Source organism: Pseudomonas sp. KD5 (genome assembly GCF_012932895.1).
In the GTDB taxonomy this organism is placed as follows: domain Bacteria; phylum Pseudomonadota; class Gammaproteobacteria; order Pseudomonadales; family Pseudomonadaceae; genus Aquipseudomonas.
Genome location: NZ_JDWJ01000010.1, coordinates 200,041 through 223,790 on the forward strand (window position 1 = coordinate 200,041; position 23,750 = coordinate 223,790).

Consider the following 23,750-nt stretch of genomic DNA (forward strand, 5'->3'; position numbering starts at 1 on the left):
GAGGGGGCTTGCCCCCGTTGGGCCGCGAAGCGGCCCTGAAACCAGAGAACATAATTGTTCTGATATACCGAGTACTTTGGTTCTACGACTGCTACGCAGCCGAACGGGGGCAAGCCCCCTCGCCACAAAGGCAATGCAAATCCCTCCAAAACTCCTCATTCGGGGAACATCACACTGTCACGCAGGTCGGTTACATCAGTAGCTGTCAGGGACCGCACGACGGAAGCGTGCAAAAACGCGACATTTTTTGTTGATCTCAAGCCCCTCACGCCCTAAAGTTCGCGCCGAACGTCCATGCTGGAAACGATCCATCCGGCTCAAGTACTGACGACGAGACAGCAAGGCCAAGGGAAGCACCGCCTCCCATGGCCTTTTTGCTTTCGGCGACATGCCTTGGGAAGTAGGCGAACCAAAGTGGGGATACGGAGGGCGTTCATTTGCACCCATTGATAATTTCAGTTTGCCAGTAGGAGTTCCCAGCATGTCGATCAACGTCGAAGACTATTTCGCGCGCGAAACCTTCCAGAAAATGAAGGCCTTCGCCGACAAACAAGAAACCCCGTTCGTGGTGATCGACACCGCGATGATCGCCCAGGCTTATGACGACCTGCGTGCCGGTTTCGAATTTGCCAAGGTCTACTACGCGGTCAAGGCCAACCCGGCCGTGGAAATCATCGACCTGCTCAAAGAGAAAGGCTCGAGCTTCGACATCGCCTCGATCTATGAGCTGGACAAAGTGCTGAGCCGTGGCGTCAGCGCCGACCAGATCAGCTACGGCAACACCATCAAGAAATCCAAAGACATTCGTTACTTCTACGAAAAAGGCGTTCGCCTGTACGCCACCGACTCCGAAGCCGACCTGCGCAACATCGCCAAGGCCGCTCCGGGCTCGAAAGTCTACGTGCGTATCCTGACTGAAGGCTCGACCACTGCCGACTGGCCTTTGTCGCGCAAGTTCGGCTGCCAGACCGACATGGCCATGGACCTGCTGATCCTCGCTCGTGACCTGGGCCTGGTGCCATACGGCATCTCGTTCCACGTCGGTTCGCAGCAGCGCGACATCAGCGTCTGGGACGCGGCAATCGCCAAGGTCAAAGTGATCTTCGAACGTCTGAAAGAAGAAGACGGCATCCACCTGAAGCTGATCAACATGGGTGGCGGCTTCCCGGCCAACTACATCACCCGTACCAACAGCCTGGAAACCTACGCTGAAGAAATCATCCGTTTCCTGAAGGAAGACTTCGGCGACGACCTGCCGGAAATCATCCTGGAGCCGGGCCGTTCGCTGATTGCCAACGCCGGCATTCTGGTCAGCGAAGTGGTACTGGTGGCGCGTAAATCCCGTACCGCTGTAGAGCGTTGGGTGTACACGGATGTGGGCAAGTTCTCCGGCCTGATCGAAACCATGGACGAAGCCATCAAGTTCCCGATCTGGACCGAGAAGAAAGGCGAGATGGAAGAAGTGGTCATCGCCGGCCCGACCTGCGACAGCGCCGACATCATGTACGAAAACTACAAGTACGGTTTGCCGCTGAACCTGGCGATCGGTGATCGTTTGTACTGGCTGTCGACCGGCGCGTACACCACCAGCTACAGCGCCGTTGAGTTCAATGGCTTCCCGCCGCTGAAGTCGTTTTACGTTTAAAGGCCTTTGCAGGATTTAACCTGCCAGCGTGACAACTAAAAAGCCCATGACGAGTCATGGGCTTTTTTTTATTGGTTGAGCTTGCGCGACATCTTCATTAGCTGTCCAGACATCTCCTTGACCTCCACAAGCGACCTGTCAGTCATTGTCAGCCCCGTCCCTGAACGAGAAAGGGACCGCGCAGGGTGGTTAGCCTGTAACTCGGATCGCGCGTCGGCGAGAAAATATTGAAGTCGATAGCAAAAGTCAGTGAGATTATCCACGGCACTGTTAGCTCTGATACGCATGTTCTTCAATCGAGTAACGTGGTCGCGCGCTTGCTCTAGCCGCGCCTGTTCAGAATGTCCAAGTTCAGGATCGTATTGCATGCCTGGCAGCCCTAACTTTCGAATCGTGTAATACGCCTCGATTTTCGGTATCGGAGCGTCACAACTGCACAAGGCCAACGTCAAGGACTCGATAAACCGAACAAAAATGCTGTGCAATGTTTCACCAATTGCTGTGACCGCACTCCTAAACCTCATGATTGCGCTTTCACATTGATTCAGCCGATTCCAGAGTTCACGCATCAGGTCAATCACGTCCTTGGGAGGTGCATTCCCCCACCCCGAGGAACGGGTCAGACTGAACCCTTTGATATCGAGTGAATTGATCTTGAGTCGACGATCCACGAAGGTTTTGCTCAAGCTGTGAAACTCCTCAATAAACGTCCGAGTATCGAGTACCGCCTTCCCACTCACCTCACCCATCGTCGGTATCGCGATTCTAATGCCCTGCCAGGCATTCGTATTCCCCTTGGCTGTTTGTATCAGCATCCTGGAATTGGGCGGTGTCAATATCGCATGCTGCCGACTGTAAGATTCGGTAAAGCCTTGAATTTCCCTTAGCACTGGCGGGAGATTGTCTAAAAAATCTATGTACTCTTTGAGAGCGGTAAAGTTCCTCTCTTCCAACAGATAATCGCGCACCGAAAAAAAATCCTTAATACATTAAATAAAGATGCCAGCAAGCCGCGGCTTGCCAACATCACACAGCCGAACTTCAATCAACGATAGCTTGGCGTTATCATTGTGGCCGGTTGATTCAAGGATTAGGTTCGCAAAGCGGAGCAAGAAATAGCGTGAAGGCTTTAACCTCGTCTAAAAACTGCAACACGCGCTCATCAGCAGGAATAGAGTTGTTATCGACCGCCGCATTGAACTTATCAAACGCCACCACCGCCTTCTCATATTCAGCACAGTACAGCTTGTTCTGATCATCAATTAAATTGACAGTTTCGATGAATTCAACATTCTTTTTCGACGCTTCAATAAGCGTAACTTCAATAGCAATCTTGCCGAGTACCTCCGCAATTTTCGCGCTTAGCTTCTTGCTCTCCGCCAGCATAAAAGAAAAGCTGATGCCTTTAGCAATATCACCGATAGACTTTTGTAACTGCTCGACGGCAAACATGACCAATTGAATTTCCGAAGGCGCCATGCCCAGAGCTTTCAGTTTATCGATCGTCAGATTGATATTTTTACTCAGATCATCCAGTCCGTTTTTTTCGATTGCGCTAATAGCGTCAGAGACGACTTTCAGGTCAGCACGTCGCTTGGCCAGTTCCACCTGCAGATCTGTCTGGCGCTGCTCGGCAGTTTGAATGTCCTTATTTAGACCAGAAACAAAATCGAGCATCACGCGCCTATCAAAAACAATCGAGATATTACGGAGACTGTCTTTGCTCTTATTGGCGTTTTTCTTGACTGACTCAGACGCCTCTTTCATCGTTCCGTCAATCTCTTCCATGATGGAATTAATCGTCTCTTGATCCCCCCCATCACTGACTTCGCCTTCTAACTCGGATTTTAGCTCGCTCAGCGTCTTACGGGCTTTCTCAAGTTCATTCTTACTATTGAACGCCGATGATTGTAACGTACGCGCACTGATAAACACGTTATCGACCAAACTCGCGAAACTTTTATGCACATTAGGAAGGTACTGCCAAACAATAAACAAGGCATCAGCAATCGCACGATCGTCACGCATTTGGCTCTTGGTCTGCGACAACAACTTAAGATCGATGAGCGGATAACGCTCAAACACACCTGCAAAACTCTCAACCCTTCGAGCCATAACTTTCACTCCATATTTCGCCTGATACTCCTTGTCCGCTTGATCGAATACATCAATCAGCTGGCCCGCCACACTCTCCACTTCTTTCCAGGAATCGGCTACCTGTCCAAACTTCGTCATAAATCTCGCAAGTCGTAAGGCATCTTTTATTCCAGACATGGTTTCTTCGGAATCATTGACGTACGAATCGATGACGTTCCACACATACCTCAGATTATTAGTTGCTACTTCGGCATCAATAGCAACCAGCTTGGTATTCTGTAAGTCCTTCTCGACCTCTTTCAACGAAGCCAGCGTTCTGTCCTTGCTATTGAGACTGAAAAGGTCAGCATCTTGTGCTTCATTTTTCGCACGTCTTGTAGCCCTTATGTTCTCAGCTTCCACACCGTGATAGATGGCCATACCCAGACCAAAAATGTTCAAGCCGGCCGCAGCCTCCAGGGATTTGACCACCAACGCCTTATATTGGGAGTCCAACTCGTCGATGCGCAGTGCTCGTTCGGTAATTTTTTTATTAAGCGCTTCAACCTCACCGGTGTACTGATTGTTTCCGATCAACACCAGTTTCCGCTTGACTTCAGGAATCACTACACTTTCAAGCTGATCGCCAAAGGTATCCAAATCAGCCTTAATATCATTGGCTGTCTTCTTATAAGCGTCAATCCTGTCACGAATGTCTTTCAGGTACTCACCCAGCTCCGAGACAGTACCCGGGTCCAATTCAATACCAGGAAAGACACCCTTCCAACCAAGTTTCAACTTATTCAAATCCTCCAGCGTTTTAACATTGTTCTCCTTAATCAATTTTACGGCGGCCTCATTATTGCACTCGGCCTCCATGCCGCTGCGCCAGCTCTGCATATTGGAGCCAAACTTTTTCAGGTCTTCGCCTGTTAGCATGATTCGATGCCGCAGTGGTGTCCATGAACTGGCATGCCTGCGTATATTCTGGAACGTCAACAGAAAATCCTGTGCCTTCAGCCCACGCCCCCCATCATCGTTAGGCCCATAATTCAGATAATCGATAACAGCATCCAGGGTTTCCGGAAACGCCAACCCGATGGCTACGTATTCTTTAAGGCTGATAATTTGCTCTTTGGTTAATATCAAACCGGTACTGCGAGTCATATTATCCACTCCCCCTTTCGAGGCAAGTGCGAACGCTTTCGGTAACGCTACAGCCAACTCGGAAACTTTTTCATAGTCGGCTTTTTTTAACGCTTCATCTCGTAACTTCTCATAACTCATGAATTCATTCCTTTGATCACTAGCTACGCACTCACTTACACGTGACATGCACCTGACATCAGGCCTTCCAATGGCCTGAAAAAAGACTAATTCAACTACCGAACGACTGTCAAAATATTCACATCAGCAAACCAATTAAAAACAATACCAATCAGAGTTTACAAATCCAGCACAACCCAATAACAGCTTATTAGAAAAAACGACAAAAGCCTCACACGCCGAAGCGCCGTGAGGGTTGAACCAAACTCGGAAAACACTGCCTTGATTTAAAGACTCTGGATCAACAGCCGTCGCTCAAACTCTCGGACTTGTCCAGATAAGCTGCAGCCAGTTCAGTTAATCCGAACTGTCGCAACGTTTGTGCTGCGCCTCGTAGAAAGCTCGGATTACCCGCCAATATCGCCTTATATAACCAGACCAAGGCTTGGTCGATTTGCCCCCTTTCGACCAAACAAGTGCCATAGCTGAATTGTCCACGGAAGTCGCCACCTTCTGCGGAACGACGATACCAATCGAAAGCATCGACAAGGCTGGCCTCACAAAACTGCCCTTCTTCCAAATAACGGCCGAGTAAATTCATAGACTTCGCGTGACCCAGTTCGGCCGCCTGCCGATACAGCCTCAGCGCTTGCAACTGATCTTCCATCACCCCACGCCCCGTCGCCAGCAGGTTGGCGTAGTTGTACATCGCCCAATCCAGCCCGGCTTCGGCTGCGATCCAATAATATCGCGCGGCTATCGAGGCATCGGCAACACAGCCCCAACCATGCTCATGACAACGACCGAGCATATTGCGCGCCATCAAGTGCCCGCGCTGAGCCGCAATCTCGAACCAGCGCCGCGCCAGCGGCTGATCCCGCTCGATACCCCGCCCGTCCAGCAAAATCTGTCCCAGCAAGGCCTGGGCATCCAGCACACCTTCACGGGCGGCGATCAGAATCGCCTGGGCTGCGCGCGCCGGGCTTTCCTCCAGCATGGCCTTGAGGCGATCACCGTCGAGGACTTCCTCGCGGCGCAATTGATAACTCATACCTCGACCCAGCGACGCAACAGGTTGTGGTAAGTACCGGTCAGGCGGATCAATGAAGGATGGTCGGGCAAGTCCTGGGTCAGCTGCTGAATCGCCCCGTCCATCTCGAACAGCAAAGCGCGCTGGTTGTCTTCACGCACCAGGCTTTGCGTCCAGAAAAACGATGCGTAACGGGTTCCACGCGTGACGGCGTTGACCTTGTGCAGGCTGGTGCCGGGATACAGGACCATATCGCCGGCCGGCAATTTCACGCGCTGAGTGCCGAAGGTGTCCTGGATTTCCAGTTCGCCGCCGTCGTAATCCTCCGGGTCACTGAAGAACAGCGTCGCCGACAGGTCGGTGCGCACCCGATCGATGCTGCCCTTGGGCTGACGCACGGCGTTGTCGATGTGGAAGTCGAAACTGCCACCGGCCGTGTAACAGTTCAGTAACGGAGGGAAGACCTTGTGCGGTAATGCCGCTGACATGAACTGCGGATTTTTCCACAACCGTTCGAGCATCGCCGCACCGATTTCCTTGGTCAACGGATGTCCTTCAGGCAGTTGCAGATTGTGCTTGGCCTTCGCCGACTGATAACCGGCGGTAATTTTTCCATCGGCCCAATCCGCCTGCGCCAGGGCCTCGCGAATGCGCTGCACTTCTTCTTTCGCGAACACGCCGGGAATGTGCAACAACATGGAAAGACACCTGAAAGCAAAGGGGTGTTAATAGTATTGATTCTTATTACACATGTAAAATCCAAGAGACGTATGAACCCGCAAAAACCGTAAAGGCAAATTGTAAAGAATGTAAATTTGCCGCGAATAGCAATACTTCGCAATTGATACAGATACGTATTTACTCTACATTCCGCGACCTCAAATCCTTGGGGAGGGGAATTCACATGTCACGCCAACAACCACAATCAACGGTCAGTTCACCGCGTTTGCTCGCGTCTGCAATTGGCGTGGCGATCACCGCCGGCTCTGCGGGCCACATGGTTTTCGCGGCCGAGAAGACCGACGAAAAAGCACCCGGCAATGCGATATCCCTGGACGCCACCAGCGTTGTAGGCGAGCAGGATGACACCTCCTACAAGACCGATACCTCGGCCTCCAAGAAGTACACCGCGCCACTGCGCGAGACGCCGAAAAGCGTCACCGTGATCCCGCAACAAGTGATACGCGACACCGGCGCCACTAGCCTGGTCGATGCCCTGCGCACCACCCCGGGCATCACCTTTGGTGCTGGTGAGGGCGGTAATCCGGCGGGCGATCGTCCGATCATTCGCGGCTTCAACGCCGAAAGCGATGTGTTCATCGACGGCATGCGCGACGTGGCGTCCCAGAGCCGCGAGATCTTCAACGTTGAGTCGATCGAGGTCAGTAAAGGCCCGGGGTCAGCCTTCACCGGCGCCGGTTCCACCGGTGGCAGCCTGAACCTGGTGAGCAAGACCGCCAAGCTGGGCAATGCCTACAACGGCGGCTTCACCTGGGGCTCGGACCAGACCAAGCGCACCACCCTCGACCTGAACCAGCAAATGACCGACACCTCGGCGTTCCGGCTGAACCTGATGAAACACGAAGCCAACGTCGCCGGGCGTGATGCCGTGGACGTCAGTCGCTGGGGCGTGGCACCGTCCTTCGCCTTCGGCCTGGGCACCGACACCCGCTTGACCGTCGGCTACTACCACGTCGAAACCGACGACATGCCCGACTACGGTATCCCGCTGACCTTGAGCCCCAACCGCAGCAAGTACAACGTCGACAAGCCGGCCAACGTCAACCGGGACAACTTCTACGGCCTCACCGGTCGCGACTATCGCCAGACCAGCAACGACAGCGGCACGATCAAGCTCGAGCACGATCTGAACGATAGCCTGACTGTGTCGAACAGCTTTCGCATGTCCCGTTCGACCCTGGACTACATCGTCACCAACCCTGACGACAGCAAGGGCAACGTGGCCAACGGCAGTGTCTACCGTGGCGCGAAGAGCCGTAACTCGACGTCCAGCGGCTGGATCAACCAGACCGACCTGAGTGCCAAATTCAACACCGGCGCCATCGAGCACAGCCTGGTGAGCGGTCTGGAGTTTTCCTATCAGGACACCCACAACCGCCCGTACCTCCTGACCTCCAGCGCCAGCGGCACCCGGTGCAACCGTGCCCTGTTCAACTCCGGCGACTGCACCAGCCTGTATAACCCGACGCCTGGGGATAACTGGAACGGCACGATCACCGACAGCAAAGCCTTCACCGACACCGACACCAAGACCGCCGCGGCCTATGTGTTCGACACCCTGAAGTTCAACGAGCAATGGTCCCTGAACCTGGGCCTGCGTTATGACAACTACCAGGTCGAATCCAGCGGCTTCGCCAACGCCAGCAGCACGGCACCAGCGGGCAGTTTCTCCCGTCAGAACACCAGCGACCTGGTGAACTACCAGATCGGCGTGGTCTACAACCCGCTGCCAAACGGCAGCCTCTATGCCGCCTACTCGACGTCCAGCAACCCGGCCGGCGAAACCAGCGGCAACGGTGGCCTGGAACTGGCGGCGAACAACAGCAGTCTGGACCCGGAAAAGAACCGCAACTACGAGATCGGCACCAAATGGGACTTCTTCGGTGACGACCTGTCGCTGACCGCCGCGCTGTTCCGCACCGAGAAAACCAACGCGCGTATCAACGATCCGGACGGCGGCACCACCCAAGTGCTGGACGGCGAACAGCAGGTCAATGGCCTGGAACTGACCTACACCGGCAAGCTGACCCGTAACTGGCGAGTCTTCGGCGGCTACACCTACATGGACAGCGAAGTGGTCAAAACCACCCTCGCCGCCGATGAAGGCAACCGCATGCCAAGCACCCCACGGAACAACTTCACGTTCTGGTCGACCTACGACCTGGTGCCGGACAAGTTGACCGTCGGTGCCGGTGCGACCTTCGTCGATTCCCAGTTCGGCAACGTCGCCAACTCGGTGGAGATTCCGTCCTATTGGCGTTACGACGCGATGGCCAGCTACCGCCTGACCAAGAACGTCGACCTGCAACTCAACGTACAAAACCTGGCCGACAAGCGTTACTTCGACCAGGTATTCCAGACGCACTACGCCCACGTGGCGGCGGGCCGCACTGCCCTGCTGAGTGCCAACTTCCACTTCTGATAACAGAAGCGTGAAGACCAAAGCGCTCAGGCAAAAGCCCCGTTCATCAAAGTGAACGGGGCTTTTGCGTGTAAAAAAGAATGCTTCTCGACAACTCACGGCATAATGCGCGCCGTGATGATGACTTTTGAACGAACAAGGCGAGTGACGTGTTGAAGAAATCCCTGTTCCAGTTGCACTGGTTTTTCGGCATCAGCGCCGGACTGGTCCTGGCCCTGATGGGCATTACCGGGGCGGCAGTCTCGTTTCAGGATGAAATCCTGCGAACGCTGAACCCCTCTGTGCTGCACGTCGAGAAGCAGATCGCCGGCGTGCTGCCACCGGCCGAACTGGTGGAGAAAATCGAAAGCGCTTCGGGCAAGATCGTCTCGATGCTCTGGGTCGAGACCGACAGCGGCAATGCTGCGCGGGTGATCTTCACAGCGCCGCCCGGCGAACGTCGCGGGCAGATGCGTTATTTCGACCCGTACACCGCCGAGTTCATGGGCGACGTCACCGGCCAGGACTTCTTCGGTCTGATGCTGCAACTGCACCGCTTCCTCGCCATGGGTGATACCGGCCGGCAGATCACCGGCGCCTGCACGCTGATTCTGGTGTTCTTCTGTCTGTCCGGCCTGTACCTGCGCTGGCCGCGCCAGTGGAAAAGCTGGCGCGCCTGGCTGACGCTGGACTGGAAGAAGAAGGGTCGCAGCTTCAACTGGGACCTGCACTCGGTGGCCGGTACCTGGTGCCTGGTGTTCTACCTTTTGGCGGCACTGACCGGGTTGTCCTGGTCGTACGAGTGGTACAACAAAGGGCTGACCAGGCTGCTGTCTGACTCGCCGCAAAACGAGCGGGTTCGCAGTGGTCGCGGCCCTGCGCCAAGCGGCCCGGCCCCCACCGCCGATTACGCCGCGATGTGGAGCAGCATCTACAGCGCCGCCGGTCCTGGTCTTTCGTCCTATAACGTTCGAATGCCGCCCGTGGCCGGGCAACCGGCAACCGTGTTCTACCTGCTGAAGGATTCACCCCACGACCAGGCACGGAACCAGATCACCCTCGATCCGGTGACCGGCGCCGTCAGCCGTCATGACCGTTACAGCGACAAGAGCCTCAAGGCGCAGTTGCTGACCAGTATTTATGCACTGCACGTCGGCAGTTATTTCGGGTTGCTCGGGCGGATCATCCTGACCATCGCCGCGCTGAGCATGCCGCTGTTTTTCGTCACAGGCTGGTTGCTATACCTGGACCGTCGACGCAAGAAACGTCAGATCAAGGATGCCCGTAAAGGCCTTGAGCAACCGGGTAGCGACGCACCAGCATGGCTGATCGGCTTCGCCAGCCAGAGCGGGTTTGCCGAGCAGCTCGCCTGGCAGACTGCCGGGCAATTGCAGGCCGCCGGATTACCGGTGAAGGTTCAACCGTTGGCCGATGTCAGCGAACAGGACCTGCGAGATTCCAGCAACGCACTGTTTGTGGTCAGCACCTTCGGCGACGGCGAAGCGCCGGACAGCGCCCGCGGTTTCGAACGCAAAGTACTGGGGCGTGCACCGAGCCTCGAAAGCCTGAACTATGCCGTGCTCGGCCTCGGTGACCGCCAGTATCAACACTTCTGCGGCTTCGCCCGTCGCTTGCACACCTGGCTGGGCGAGCACGGCGGCAAGACCTTGTTCGCCCCGGTTGAAGTCGACGGTGGCGACCCTTACGCCCTGCGTCACTGGCAACAGCAACTCGGCCTGCTGACGGGTCAGGCGCCGGTCGACACCTGGCAAGCGCCCAGCTACGACAACTGGACCCTGACCCGTCGTGAGCTGATGAACCCGGACAGCAGCGGTGCTCCCGTGTACTTGCTCGGCCTCACCGCTCCCAGCACCAGCAGTTGGCTGGCCGGTGATCTGGTGGAAGTGCTGCCGCGCAATGGTGCGTGGGCGATCGAGCATTTCCTCGATGGCCTGGGAATTGACGGTCGGGCCGCGGTTGAACTCGATGGCCTGGCGCAGTCTCTGGAACAAGCCCTGGCCAGCCGCCAACTGCCCGAGAACCGCGCTCATCTGGTCGGCCTGCATGCGCAAGCGCTGGTGAATGCGTTGGTGCCACTGGCCCTGCGCGAATACTCCATCGCCTCGATCGCCGCCGACGGCGTGCTGGAATTGATCGTGCGTCAGGAACTGCACCCAAACGGCAGCCTGGGCATCGGTTCCGGCTGGTTGACCGAACACGTCCCTGTGGGTGGCCACATCAGCCTGCGGGTGCGGCGCAACAGTGGTTTCCATCTGCCGAACGAGGCGGTACCGATGATCTTGCTGGGCAACGGCACCGGGTTGGCCGGGTTGCGCAGCTTGCTCAAGGCACGGATTGCCGACGGACAGCAGCGTCACTGGTTGCTGTTTGGCGAGCGTAATCGCGAGCACGATTTTCTGTGCCGTGCTGAGTTGGAAGAGTGGTTGATCAATGGTGATCTGGCACGTCTGGACCTGGCGTTTTCCCGAGATCAGGCCGAGAAAATCTATGTGCAGGATCGCCTGCGCGAGTCTGCCGGCGAGCTGAAGAAATGGTTGGCCGATGGCGCCGTGATTTACATCTGCGGCAGTTTGCAGGGGATGGCTTCTGGAGTGGACCAAGTGCTCAATGAAGTCCTCGGCGCGGATGAAGTCGAGCGCCTGATCGAACAAGGCCGCTACCGCCGCGACGTTTACTGACACCGTTGATCCCTGCAGGACCTGTGGCGAGGGGGCTTGCCCCCGTTGGGCTGCGAAGCGGCCCCAAAATCTCTGATGTATCAACGATCTTGTGAGTGCTACGCACTCAAACGGGACGGTGCGGCGTTCCGACAAGCCCCCTCGCCACAGGTCGCATCGACAGGATTTCGTATCGATCAGGCGCTCAAACCGGCTGCAACGTGCGCTCAAACACCCCCACCCCATCCAGATCCCGCAGCACGACACTCAACTCCCCCGACTGCCCATCGATGTTCACCTCGCCAAAAAACTGAAACCCGGCAAACGGCGAGGTGTTCTGCGCCGCTGGAGCCTTCTGGAACACCACCTCGGGGCCGAAGGTTTTATCCAGCGCATTCGGCCCGAAGCTGCCCGCATTCAGCGGCCCCGCGACAAATTCCCAGAACGGTTCGAAGTCCTGGAACGCCGCGCGATCAGGATGGTAATGGTGCGCCGCGCAATAATGCACATCCGCCGTCAGCCAGACAAAATTGCGCACCTGCTGCGCCCGCAGAAAACCGAGCAATTCAGCGATCTCCAGTTCACGACCCTGAGCCGGGCCTGGATCACCGTTGGCCACTGCTTCCCAACGCGCCACACCGGGGCTGACTTCGCCGTCCGGGACGCCGAGGCCGATGGGCATGTCGGCGGCGATGACTTTCCATTGAGCCTGGGAGCCTTTCAATTCACGTTTGAGCCAATCCAATTGCTCTCGACCGAGGAACGGTTTGGCGGCACCGAGGTTGTCGTCATTGGCACCCCGGTAGCTGCGCATGTCGAGCACGAACACATCGAGCATCGGCCCATAACTCAGCTTGCGATAAATCCGCCCGCCACCGTCGGCGCTCTGCAAACGCATCGGCGCATATTCCAGCCAGGCCTGCCGTGCGCGGCCCACCAGGCTGTGGATATCTTTGCTCTTGTAGCGATCATCCAGTTGCTTGCCCGGCGACCAGTTGTTCACCACTTCGTGGTCGTCCCACTGCCAGATCTGCGGCACTTCGGCGTTGAAGCGACGGACGTTTTCGTCCATCAGGTTGTAGCGGTAGTTGCCGCGATACTCGTCGAGGGTTTCGGCGACTTTGCTCTTGGCTTCGCTGGTGATGTTGCGCCACACCCGGCCGCTTTCGGTGGTCAGTTGCACCGGCACCGGGCCGTCGGCGTAGATGGTGTCGCCGCTGTGGATAAAAAAGTCCGGCAGGCGCAAACGCATGGCTTCGTAGATGCGCATGCCGCCGATGTCCGGGTTGATGCCGAAGCCTTGGCCAACCGTGTCGCCGCTCCAGACGAAGCGAATATTCCGCCGAGCGCTGGGCACACTGCGCAGATGGCCGAACCAGGGTTCGCTGGCGACACCGCTCTGGGCGTCTTCGAACGTCACGCGGTAGAAAATTGCCTGATCGGCAGGCAGGCCGGTGAGTTCGACCCGAGCGGTGAAATCGGTGCCGGCATCGGCCAATGGCGAGACGAATCGACGAGGGTTGCTGAACAGGCTGCGCGTGTCCCATTCCACCACCATCCGCGCCGCACGATCGCTACGGCTCCAGATCATCGCCCGGTCGCCCAACAGGTCGCCGGACTGCACACCATCGGTGAGTTGCGGCCGATCCTTGACCGATGCAATCACCGCTGGCGCCAGGCCGGGCAGCAACAGCCCGGCTCCGACAGCTTGTATGACACGACGGCGGCCGAGGTCGAATTCGCTCATGGTGCTCTCCCTGAAAAAGGAAAACTAAAGCATGGCCGCATGAATCAGGTATGACACAGAAAAGATCGTCCGAACGCGGCCCGAGCCTCCAGCAGCTCCAGGCTCGATGTACGCCGCCATATCGCGGTCGAACACTGTTCTGAGCGGAGCTGCCAAAGGCTGCGATCTTTGGCTGTTAAGCGTTAGCCGGCTCCAGCGCCAGTTCCACTGTTTCCGGTCGCTTGAGCACCGAATACACCACCGCCGTCAGCAGACTCCCTGCCACAATCGCCAGCAGATACAACAGCGCATGGTTGATCGCATTCGGAATCAGCATCACGAACAATCCACCGTGCGGCGCCATGAGTTTGCAGCCGAAGTACATCGACAACGCGCCGGTCAGCGCGCCGCCGGCGATGCTCGCCGGAATCACCCGCAGCGGATCTTTGGCCGCGAACGGAATCGCCCCTTCGGAGATAAAGCACAGCCCCAGCACCAGCGCCGCTTTACCGGCCTCGCGTTCCGTCTGGGCGAACTTGCGCCGGGCAATCAACGTGGCGATGCCCAGGCCAATCGGCGGCACCATGCCGGCGGCCATGGTCGCGGCCATCGGTGCATAACTCTGCGATGCCAGCAACCCCACCGAAAACGCGTAAGCCGCCTTGTTGATTGGCCCACCGAGGTCGACGCACATCATCCCGCCCAGCAGCACACCGAGCAGTATCGCGTTGGTGGTGCCCATGCTGTCGAGGAAGTGGGTGAGCCCCGCGAGCATCCCGGCCACCGGTTTGCCAACCACGTAGATCATCACCAGACCGGTGAACAGGCTCGCCAGCAACGGAATGATCAGGATCGGTTTCAGCGCCTCAAGACTTTGCGGCAAGCGCGCATAACGGTTGATCGCCTGGGCCGCATAGCCAGCGATGAAACCGGCGATGATACCGCCGATGAAACCGGCACCGAGCGTGCTCGCCAGCAAACCACCGATCATCCCCGGCGCCAGGCCCGGACGGTCAGCGATCGAGTAGGCGATGTAACCCGCCAGCAGCGGCACCATCAGTTTGAACGCGCTCTCGCCGCCGATCTGCATCAGCGCCGCTGCGAGCGTGCCTTGCTCCTTGAACGCGGTGATGCCGAACACGAAGGACAAGGCAATCATCAGACCGCCCGCCACCACCATCGGCAACATGTACGAGACACCGGTCAGCAGGTGTTTGTAGATACCCGTCTTCTCTTGCTTGGCCGGGCCTTTGGCGCCGGTCGCAGCGCTTTCCTGCTTGCCTTCGGCCAGGGCTTTGTTCAGCGTCGCTTCGGCCTGTTTCAGGGCGATGCCTGTGCCGCAGCGGTAGATTTTCTTGCCGGCGAAACGCTCGGTGGCGACTTCGATGTCGGCCGCCAGCAGCACCACATCAGCATCGGCAATCGCCGCTGCGCTGAGTGGATTTCGTGCGCCGACCGAGCCTTGGGTTTCCACTTGCAGGTCGTAACCCAGGCGCTTGGCCGCTTGCTGCAAGGCTTCGGCGGCCATGAAGGTGTGGGCGACGCCGGTCGGGCACGCGGTGACAGCCACCAGGCGTGGCGCCTGTTTAGCAACCGCGGCAGGTTCAGCGGTGGCTGCGGGCGCTACGTAAACCTCGGCTTCCTCTACCCCACGGCGCAGCACCGCTTCGACATCTTGCAGGGCCTGGGCCGGGGTGCTCTGGAACACACGTTTACCGACAAAGCGCGACATATCCACCGGCGCGCTGGTGACCAGCAACACCCACTCGGCAGCCTCGATGATCGCCGCCGACAATTGACGTTCCGGATGGGCTGCATCCACGACTTCGACACTGGTGCTCCAGCCCTGACGCTGGGCCGCTGCATCGAGCAGACGAGCGCACAGCACACTGGTGACCATGCCGTTCGGGCAGGCCGTAACAATGGCTAATTTCATTGCAAACCCTCTTATTGTTCTGTCAGGGGGCGCACGCGCACGCCCTGTTCGAGCTGCGCCAGTTGCGCGGCGTCGCCGATGCCAAAACCGATCTGGGTGACGGCCATGGCGGCAATCGCGGTGGCGGTGCGCAAGGTCTGTTCAGGCGTATCGGCACTGAGCAAACCGTGCAGCATGCCCGCCAGCAGCGAATCCCCCGCACCGACGGTGCTGACCACGCTGACCTTGGGCGGTGTGGCATGCATCGCCGAGCCGACACTGAACCAGTTCACCCCGTCGGCACCGTGGGAAATCACCACGTGCTCGATGCCATGAGCATGCAAACGGCTCGCGGCCTCGGCTTGGGCGCCCACGGAAACCACTTCGCAATCCAGTGCTTCAGCCAGCTCTTCGGTGTTGGGCTTGATCAGCCACGGGCCAGCCGACAGGCAGACGCGCAAGGCTTCACCGCTGGTGTCGAGCGCAACGTTCAAGCCGCGTTTTTTCAAGCGCTGGATCAACTCTCGCAACCATTGGGCACTCACGCCACGGGGCAAACTACCGGCCACCACGACGGCGTCATGCCCTGGTGCAATCTGGTCGAGCCGATCGAGCAAAGCCTGCTGCGCCGCTTCACTGACCCGCGGCCCCGGGCCGTTGATGTCGGTGATGCGCCCATCGTTTTCCGCCAGCTTGATATTGCTGCGGGTCTCACCGGGGACGCGGATAAACGCGTCGGTGAAGCCGCGTTTGGCGAACAGGGTTTCGAACGCCTGAAGGTTGTCTTCCCCGAGAAATCCGCTGACGGTCAGCTGATGCCCGAGGTCGGCCAGCACCTGCGCCACGTTCACCCCTTTGCCGGCGGCGTGGGTGTGCATTTCGTCGCTGCGATTGACCTGACCGGGCACAAGCATCGGCAATTGAACGGTAAGGTCCAGCGCCGGGTTGAGGGTCAGGGTTAAGATCTTGGCCATTACAGCGCCTCCACTAATGCGCGGACTTCGTTCGCGCTGCCCACGGCCAGGGCCTGTTGGGCAAGGGTTTGAGTCTGGGTCAGGCTGAGTTCGCGAATGCGCGCCTTGACCTCGGCAATGCTGCGGCCCGACACGCTCAACTCATCCACACCCAGGCCCACCAGCACCGGCACCGCCAGCGGATCGGCCGCCAGTTCACCGCACACGCCGACCCACTTGCCATGAGCATGAGCCGCACGCACGGTGATGTCGATCAGTTGCAGCACCGCCGGGTGCAAGCCGTCAGCCTGGGCCGACAAAGTCGGGTGACCACGGTCGATGGCCAGGGTGTACTGGGTCAGGTCGTTGGTGCCGACGCTGAAGAAGTCCACTTCCTTGGCCAATACCGGCGCCAGCAAGGCGGCCGACGGCACTTCGATCATGATCCCCAGTTGCAGATCGGCGACCGGGATTTCCAGACGCAGACGTTCGGTCATGTCCCGAGCCTGGCGCCACTCATCGACGCTGCCGACCATCGGGAACATGATCCGCAAGGGACGGTTATCCGCCGCACGCAGCAAGGCGCGCAATTGCGCTTCCATGACCTGCGGACGTTGCAGGGTCAGGCGAATGCCACGCACACCGAGGAACGGGTTCTCTTCTTTGGCGATCGGCCAGTACGGCAGCGGTTTGTCGCCACCGACGTCGAGGGTGCGCACCACCAGCGGTCGCCCGGCCAGGCCATCGAGTACACGACGGTATTCGACTTCCTGGGTGGCCTCGTCCGGTGCTTGTGAATGAGCCATGAAAATCAGTTCGGTGCGCAACAGGCCAATGCCTTCGGCGCCCTGCTCCACCGCGCTGGTGACGCCAGCGCTTTCACCGATATTGGCGAACACTTCCACGGGGTGGCCGTCGGTGGTCAGCGCCGGTTGATGGCGTTGTTCGGCGGCGGCTTTGAGGCGCAGTTCGCGGGTGTCGCGCTCTTCGGTGGCGCGCTGCAAGGTCGCGGCATCGGCGTCCACGTGCAGGCGGCCGCGTTGGCCATCGATCAACAGCGGCGTGCCCGGTTTCAGCAGCAACACGGCGGCGCCGGCGCCCACCAGTGCTGGAATACCCAGGGCCCGGGCGACAATCGCACTGTGGGCCGTGGCACCACCGCGAGCGGTGAGAATGCCGGCGACGCGCGTCGGATCAAGACGCGCCACATCCGACGGGCCGACTTCGTCCATCACCAGAATGTACGGTTGCGCAGGCTCCGCAGGCGTTTCGACGCCACACAAATGCGCCAGCACCCGACGGCCAATGTCGCGCAAGTCGGCGGCACGTTCGGCGAGCAACGCGTCCTGCAGCGCTTCCTGTTGTTTGGCGGCGGCTTCGATCACCGTCATCCACGCCGCTTCGGCGCTTTCACCTTGCTTGAGGCGGGTTTCGACTTCGTCGGTCAATTCCGGGTCGTCGAGCATTTCCTGATGGGTGATGAAAATCTCGCGAATCGCTTTGGCCTTGCTGCGCTCGATCAGGCCTTCGATGTCACGACGCACATCGGCCAGCGCTTGCTTGAGACGCTCGCGCTCGATGGCCGCAGACTCACCGCGCAGCGGGTAATCGATGACTTGCAGCACTTGAATATGCGCCGGGCCGATGGCGATCCCCGGTGCCGCGGCAATCGCCTGAATCAGGCTGCCGGACTCTGGCGCGAGCAGTGTTTCGGCGACCTCCACCTCAACGAGCACTTCGCGCTGCTGGCTCACCACGGGCAGCGGCTCGACTTCTTCACCGAGGCCTTCTTCGATGGCCGCCAGCAAGGCCGGCAAGGCGTCGGCGGCGATGACCGGTTCGGCGATCAGTTCCAGCACCTGACCGCGACGGGCGCCAAGGCTGAGCAGTTTGCTCAAACTCTTCACCGACACCGCGCTGTCGTGACCATCGACGATGCGTATACGGATCTCGCCTTCAAAACTTTTCGCCAGTTGCGCGAGGATCTTCGCCGGGCGCGCATGCAAACCGTGGGCGTTGGCCAGGGCAATGCGTGCGCTCGGCCAGTCCGCCGGCACTTCACCGCCAAGGACTTCCAGCACCGCGCGGCTACTGGTGGCACGGCCCAATTCATGGCCGCGACCTTCAATCAGCAACGCGCAAAGACGTTCGAGCAGCGCCTGATGGGCTTCACCGAGGCTGGCCAGGCAGAACAGCCCGCTCAGCGGCTGACCGAGGTAGCGGATGGGTTTGTCCGGGGTAACGAACGCCAGGCCGGGACGCTTCACTGTTTGTTCGCTGTGCAGCCACCACAAGCCATCGCCCAGCGGCAACGCTTCGACCTGCTGCAAGACGCCGGCAAAACCATTGCTCACGCAATCGGCCTGACGCAGCAAACGGGCACCGCGCCAAACCAGCTCTTCGAAGTCATCGGCGGACACACCGAGGCCGATCATCTGTGCGTCCAGTGCCAGCTCTTGTGGCGCGCCTTGCAGCAATTTCAACAAGGCTTCGGCGGAACTGGCGCGACGCAGGGCCTGGCCCAGGTCGGTTTCACCGAGGGCACGGGTCAGCAGTTGCAGCAGGCGCAGGTGTTCATCGGATTTGGCGGCGATACCAATGGCCAGATAAACGATCTGGCCATTGCCCCAGTCCACGCCGTCAGGAAACTGCATCAGCCGCACGCCAGTGGCGAATACCTGATCGCGGGTTTCGGGAGTGCCATGGGGGATGGCAATACCTTGGCCGAGAAAGGTCGAGCCCTGGGCTTCCCGGGCCTGCAAGCCTGCGAGGTAACCGTCGGCCACCAGGCCATCGGTCACGAGTCGGTCAGCGAGCAATTGCAAGGCGGTGGCTTTATCCACAGCCGACTGGCCCATGGATATCTGCTCTATGGTGAGCTCGAGCATGCTTTCTCCTTTTTGGCGCCGTGTGACGCCAGGTATTGTTTTGATTGATTCAGCTTAGGCGTTTTGAGAACACCTTTTCAGACGCAGTTTTGGCGGTTTCGCGGCAGAACCGGCCAAAGCGACCTATAACGTAGAAAATACGCCTGCTGAAACGTTTAATCTAGAATCTTAGGCACGTTACTCGATAATGTCTCATCCTTGAAGTCCAATTATCGGATGTGCTGCGACAATGGTCGCCTGCCTCAATCGGGTAGGATTGGCGAAAATGTCGGGGCACGCTCTAAAAACAAGGAATACCGGGTTGAAACTCAGTGATATTGCACAATTGGCCGGTGTCTCCGTGACCACCGCCAGTTACGTCATCAATGGCAAGGCCGAACAGCAACGCATCAGCAGCGCCACTGTCGAGCGCGTGCGGGCAGTGGTCGAACAACATGGCTTCACGCCCAACCCACAGGCCGCCGGGCTGCGCAGTCGGCACACCCGCACCCTGGGCTTCATTCTGCCGGACCTGGAAAACCCCAGTTACGCGCGAATCGCCAAACTGCTGGAACAAGGCGCCCGGGCGCGCGGCTATCAGCTGCTGATCGCCAGCTCCGACGATGCGCCGGACAGCGAACGGCAATTGCTGCAACTGTTCCGCGCCCGCCGCTGCGATGCGCTGATCGTCGCCAGTTGCCTGCCGGCCGGTGACGACAGCTATCGCCAGTTACAGGCCAAAGGCATTCCGATCATCGCCATCGACCGGGTGATGGAGCCCGAGCATTTCTGCTCGGTGATCAGCGATGATCGCGAAGCCAGCCTGCACCTGACCCGCAGCCTGCTGACCCCGCTGCCAAAACAGATCGCGCTGCTCGGCGCACGCCCCGAATTGAGTATCAGCCAGGAGCGGGCAGCGGGCTTCAAGGAGGCGCTGAACGGTTTCAAAGGCGAGGCGCTGATCGAGCACGGCGAGTCGTTCAGCCGTGAGTGCGGCAAACAACTGATGGAAGAATTGATCCAACGCCTGGGCCATTTGCCGGATGCGCTGGTGACCACCTCCTACGTGCTGCTTCAGGGCGTGTTCGATGCCTTGCACGATTTCCCGCTGAAAAGCCGCCCGCTGCGCCTGGGCACCTTTGGTGATACGCAGTTGCTGGACTTCCTGCCGCTGCCGGTCAACGCCATGGCCCAGCAGCATCAACTGATCGCCGACAAAGCCCTGGAACTGGCAGTGACCGCCATCGAACAGGCCGATTACCAGCCCGGCGTGCAGGCCATCGCGCGGACGTTCAAGCAGCGTATTCTTCAGGACTGAACCATGGAACTGATCGACACCCACACTCACCTGGACTTTCCGGACTTCGACCCGGATCGTCAGGCGCTGCTGGCCGAGAGCCGCGCCCTCGGCGTGCGGCGGATGGTGGTGCTGGGGGTGTATCAGGCCAATTGGCAGCGGGTCTGGGAGCTGGTGCAAAGCGATCCCGATCTGCACGCGGCGTTTGGTTTGCACCCGGTGTATCTGGATGAGCATCGCCCTGAAGATTTGACCGAGCTCGGTGACTGGCTGACGAGGTTAGCGGGCCATCGCCAGCTATGCGCGGTGGGCGAGATCGGTCTGGATTACTTCATCGAAACTCTGGATCGTGAACGTCAGCAAACGCTGTTCGACGCCCAACTGCAACTGGCGGCGGACTTCAATCTTCCAGCATTGATTCATGTGCGACGCAGCCACGCAGCGGTGATCGCCACACTCAAACGGTTTCGCTTGAAACGGGCGGGGATCATTCATGCCTTCGCCGGCAGTCAGGAAGAGGCTCGCGAATACATCAAGCTCGGTTTCAAACTCGGCCTCGGCGGCGCCGCGACCTGGCCGCAGGCCTTGCGCATGCACCGGGTGATTGCCGGTTTGCCCCTTGAATCGGTGGTACTGGAAACCGACTCACCGGACATGGCCCCCGCCATGTTCCCCGGCCAACGCAACAGCCCGGCCCATTTGCCGGCGATCTGTGAGGCACTGGCCGCCCTCATGACGATCAGCCCGGAACAACTGGCCGCTGCCAGCACGGCCAATGCCTGTGAGTTGTTCAACTGGTAATCCGTTGATTCCCACATTTGAACTGCTTCGTGGCATCAAACCCGGAACGCACTGATCAACTGCTTGAGCTCCACCACCTGCGCCGACAGTGCTCGGCTCGCATTCTCGGTCTGGTGCGCACCTTCGGCGGTCCGCTCCCCGGCGCGGTTGATCTCGACGATGTTCTGGTCGATGTCGTGAGCCACAGCGGTCTGCTGCTCTACCGCAGCGGCGATCTGCTGATTCTGGTCGACGATCATGCCGACGGCGCCGAGGATGTTTTCCAGCGCCTGCTGAACCTTTTCCGACTGCCCGACGGTGCCGTTGGCCATCTGATGGCTGGTGCCCATTGCCTTGACCGCCGCACCGACACCGCTGTGCAGTTTGGTGATCATCTGCTCGATTTCTTCGGTCGATTGCTGGGTGCGCTTGGCCAGGGTCCGCACCTCATCCGCCACCACCGCAAAACCACGGCCCTGCTCACCCGCTCGCGCGGCTTCGATCGCAGCATTGAGGGCCAGCAGGTTGGTCTGTTCGGCAATGCTTTTGATCACTTCCAGCACACGGCTGATGGACTGACTGTCGCTGGCCAGTTGATTGATCACCCGCACCGACTGATCGATCTCGCTGGCCAGTGCCGCGATGCTGCCCTGCTGGGACTCCACCAATCCGCGACCGCTGATGGTCTCGTCATTGACGCTGTGGGCACTACTGACGGCCGCGGAGGCACTGCGCGCCACCTCCAGGGAAGTGGCCGACATCTGGTTCATCGCGGTGGCGACCTGTTCGATCTGTGTACGCTGCCCCGCCACCGCCTGGTTGCTCTGGGCGGACACGTGTTCGACCTGCCCGGCCTGGCGCTCGACCTCGCTGACGGTCTGCCCCACTCGCTCGATCAGGTCATGGATTTTCTTCACGGTACCGGTGAACACCTCGCCCAACTCGCCCAGTTCGTCGCGGCTGTTGGCGCTGAAGGTCACGGTCATGTCACCAGCCGCCACCTTGTCCATCACTGCGCCCAGACGCTTGAGGGTGGTGCGGGTCGAGGCGTAGAACCCGCCATAGAGGTAAAAAATCAACACGAACACCAGTGCCAGCGCCACCACCTGCAACACCATGTGGGTACGGTGCTGCTCCAGCCGCTGCTGCAACTGGGTACCGAGAAACTTCAGGGTGGCTTCGTTGAGTTGATAGGTCTGGTCCATCAGGCCCGCGACCTGATCGAAAAAGGCCTGCCACGGCGCATCGAGGGTATCGGCCATCACCACCTGTTCTTCGAACAGCTCACTGGCCTTTTTCAGGGAGGCCTTGCTGCTTTCTGCCTGAGCCGCCAGGGTTTCGTGCGCGGCTTTACTGGAGCCCAGTGCATCCTTCAACTTCAGGCCGTATTCGGCCTGAAGTTTTTCGATCTGCGCCAGCAACTCATCGAATCGGGTACTCGAGGCCGAATTGAGAAAACCCTGCCCCAGCGAGTAAGACCCCATCGCCCGGCCCTCGCCGAGTGTCTGGGTGACGGCCGGCGTGACGTTGGTAATGAGTTCGCTCAGCTGACGCATGTCGCTCTGGCTGTCGCGGCTCAGGCCGGCCTGACTGGCGATGATCTGGCTGAAAATCTGCGCGTTACCGAGCAACTTGCCGATCAGCGCACTTTTGCTTTGCAGGGAGTTTTCCGCTTGCTGGGCCTTGAACGCGGCAATCATCTCGTCGCGCTTGCCGTCGAAAAACGTGATTTGTTCCGGGTCAGTGGTCATCGCCGCCAGCCCTTGCAAACGGCTCAGGACGCTTTGCTCCAGGGCACTGATCGTCGATTCGACATGATTGGCCTTGCCGGACTGGCCGAGGATGACGTTGATCTGCACCAGGTTGTTCAGGGTCTCCAGGTCCCGACGCAGGTTCAGGCCGCTGCCCAGCAGGTCGAGGCTCTGCAGTTCGACTCGAGTGCCCTGGAATTCGCGATAGGAGTCGCGCACCAGATAGAAGTTGGTCACCAGCATCGGGACGAGGAACAGCACGCTGATCAGGCTGAACTTCATGCCGAAGCTCAAGCGGTTCATCAGCGCGACGGCGGGATAGAGCAAGCTCTTCACTGTGAAGTCTCCCTTTGATTTCTTATTTTTATTGGCAGGCGCGCAGAGACAGCAGATAGCCACTATTGGCGCTGCCTCTGTATAGCCTAAATCGGAGGGAGGTTTTGTAACTTAAGGTTAACGGCGGGGTGCCTTTTCTTCGGACAGAAGATGCCCTTTCAGGCAAGTGATATCCCTGTGGCGAGGGGGCTTGCCCCCGTTCGGCTGCGAAGCAGTCGTAAATCCAGACAACACGATTGTCTGGACTGACGCTGGGGACGCTTCGCGACCCAACGGGGGCAAGCCCCC

Annotated in this window: 14 protein-coding genes and 1 pseudogene; 5 read left to right on the top strand and 10 right to left on the bottom strand. The window is 58.9% G+C overall.

The window, feature by feature from the left end; genetic code table 11:
- Positions 1-481: 481 nt before the first annotated feature.
- Complete coding sequence (locus tag AF70_RS22235) at positions 482-1,645, top strand: type III PLP-dependent enzyme (protein WP_019582431.1); 1,164 nt, start codon at positions 482-484, stop codon at positions 1,643-1,645.
- Between the two features lie 68 nt (positions 1,646-1,713).
- Here the strand turns inward: AF70_RS22235 and AF70_RS22240 are convergent, their stop codons facing one another.
- The 4 genes from AF70_RS22240 to AF70_RS22255 form a co-directional block, all read right to left on the bottom strand.
- A complete protein-coding gene (locus AF70_RS22240; protein ID WP_019582432.1) occupies positions 1,714-2,613 on the bottom strand; it encodes a hypothetical protein in 900 nt (299 codons plus the stop codon).
- Positions 2,614-2,728: 115 nt separating this feature from the next.
- A complete protein-coding gene (locus tag AF70_RS22245; RefSeq protein ID WP_028939901.1) occupies positions 2,729-5,008 on the bottom strand; it encodes an alpha-xenorhabdolysin family binary toxin subunit A in 2,280 nt (759 codons plus the stop codon).
- Positions 5,009-5,288: 280 nt separating this feature from the next.
- Positions 5,289-6,038 (bottom strand): tetratricopeptide repeat protein, encoded by a 750-nt coding sequence (locus AF70_RS22250; protein WP_028939902.1) that lies wholly within the window; start codon positions 6,036-6,038, stop codon positions 5,289-5,291.
- Positions 6,035-6,715, bottom strand: coding sequence for a Fe2+-dependent dioxygenase (locus AF70_RS22255; protein ID WP_028939903.1), 681 nt, complete (start codon positions 6,713-6,715; stop codon positions 6,035-6,037). Before AF70_RS22255 ends, AF70_RS22250 begins: the two co-directional genes overlap by 4 nt.
- A 206-nt stretch (positions 6,716-6,921) precedes the next feature.
- Between AF70_RS22255 and AF70_RS22260 the strand changes: the two genes are divergently transcribed.
- Positions 6,922-9,180 carry a TonB-dependent siderophore receptor gene (locus AF70_RS22260; protein ID WP_028939904.1) on the top strand — a complete coding sequence of 753 codons (2,259 nt, stop codon included), beginning with the start codon at positions 6,922-6,924 and terminating at the stop codon, positions 9,178-9,180.
- 149 nt (positions 9,181-9,329) lie between these two features.
- Positions 9,330-11,858, top strand: a complete 2,529-nt coding sequence (locus AF70_RS22265) for a sulfite reductase flavoprotein subunit alpha (protein ID WP_019582437.1) — start codon at positions 9,330-9,332, stop codon at positions 11,856-11,858.
- A gap of 184 nt (positions 11,859-12,042) precedes the next feature.
- Here AF70_RS22265 and AF70_RS22270 read toward each other — a convergent pair whose 3' ends face one another.
- From AF70_RS22270 to ptsP, 4 genes are all read right to left on the bottom strand, one after another.
- On the bottom strand, positions 12,043-13,584 hold the full coding sequence (locus AF70_RS22270; RefSeq protein ID WP_028939905.1) for an alkaline phosphatase: 1,542 nt from the start codon (positions 13,582-13,584) through the stop codon (positions 12,043-12,045).
- A 175-nt stretch (positions 13,585-13,759) separates the two neighbouring features.
- Positions 13,760-15,499 carry a PTS fructose-like transporter subunit IIB gene (locus AF70_RS22275; protein ID WP_028939906.1) on the bottom strand — a complete coding sequence of 580 codons (1,740 nt, stop codon included), beginning with the start codon at positions 15,497-15,499 and terminating at the stop codon, positions 13,760-13,762.
- 11 nt (positions 15,500-15,510) lie between these two features.
- The gene (pfkB, locus tag AF70_RS22280; protein WP_028939907.1) at positions 15,511-16,452 is read right to left on the bottom strand and encodes a 1-phosphofructokinase; all 942 of its coding nucleotides are present in this window, start codon (positions 16,450-16,452) and stop codon (positions 15,511-15,513) included.
- Positions 16,452-19,319 carry a phosphoenolpyruvate--protein phosphotransferase gene (ptsP, locus tag AF70_RS22285; protein ID WP_028939908.1) on the bottom strand — a complete coding sequence of 956 codons (2,868 nt, stop codon included), beginning with the start codon at positions 19,317-19,319 and terminating at the stop codon, positions 16,452-16,454. Before ptsP ends, pfkB begins: the two co-directional genes overlap by 1 nt.
- 301 nt (positions 19,320-19,620) lie before the next feature.
- Here ptsP and cra point away from each other — a divergent pair, with 301 nt between their 5' ends.
- Together cra and AF70_RS22295 are read left to right on the top strand one after the other, a co-directional pair.
- Entirely contained in the window at positions 19,621-20,616 is a 996-nt protein-coding gene (gene cra / locus AF70_RS22290; RefSeq protein ID WP_018929498.1) for a catabolite repressor/activator, read from the top strand.
- A gap of 3 nt (positions 20,617-20,619) precedes the next feature.
- A complete protein-coding gene (locus AF70_RS22295; protein WP_028939909.1) occupies positions 20,620-21,396 on the top strand; it encodes a TatD family hydrolase in 777 nt (258 codons plus the stop codon).
- Positions 21,397-21,431: 35 nt separating this feature from the next.
- Here the strand turns inward: AF70_RS22295 and AF70_RS30105 are convergent, their stop codons facing one another.
- Complete coding sequence (locus AF70_RS30105; RefSeq protein ID WP_371929211.1) at positions 21,432-22,361, bottom strand: methyl-accepting chemotaxis protein; 930 nt, start codon at positions 22,359-22,361, stop codon at positions 21,432-21,434.
- Positions 22,338-23,429: pseudogene (locus AF70_RS30110) on the bottom strand (methyl-accepting chemotaxis protein); the annotation flags it as partial. The pseudogene AF70_RS30110 and the gene AF70_RS30105, both read right to left, overlap by 24 nt.
- Positions 23,430-23,750: the final 321 nt, after the last annotated feature.

Coding starts and splice junctions, on each gene's coding strand:
- AF70_RS22235 (WP_019582431.1), top strand. CDS start 482: ATGTCGATCAACGTCGAAGACTATTTCGCGCGCGAAACCTTCCAGAAA.
- AF70_RS22245 (WP_028939901.1), bottom strand. CDS start 5,008: ATGAGTTATGAGAAGTTACGAGATGAAGCGTTAAAAAAAGCCGACTAT.
- AF70_RS22250 (WP_028939902.1), bottom strand. CDS start 6,038: ATGAGTTATCAATTGCGCCGCGAGGAAGTCCTCGACGGTGATCGCCTC.
- AF70_RS22255 (WP_028939903.1), bottom strand. CDS start 6,715: ATGTTGTTGCACATTCCCGGCGTGTTCGCGAAAGAAGAAGTGCAGCGC.
- AF70_RS22260 (WP_028939904.1), top strand. CDS start 6,922: ATGTCACGCCAACAACCACAATCAACGGTCAGTTCACCGCGTTTGCTC.
- AF70_RS22270 (WP_028939905.1), bottom strand. CDS start 13,584: ATGAGCGAATTCGACCTCGGCCGCCGTCGTGTCATACAAGCTGTCGGA.
- AF70_RS22275 (WP_028939906.1), bottom strand. CDS start 15,499: ATGAAATTAGCCATTGTTACGGCCTGCCCGAACGGCATGGTCACCAGT.
- pfkB (WP_028939907.1), bottom strand. CDS start 16,452: ATGGCCAAGATCTTAACCCTGACCCTCAACCCGGCGCTGGACCTTACC.
- ptsP (WP_028939908.1), bottom strand. CDS start 19,319: ATGCTCGAGCTCACCATAGAGCAGATATCCATGGGCCAGTCGGCTGTG.
- AF70_RS22295 (WP_028939909.1), top strand. CDS start 20,620: ATGGAACTGATCGACACCCACACTCACCTGGACTTTCCGGACTTCGAC.
- AF70_RS30105 (WP_371929211.1), bottom strand. CDS start 22,361: ATGACCGTGACCTTCAGCGCCAACAGCCGCGACGAACTGGGCGAGTTG.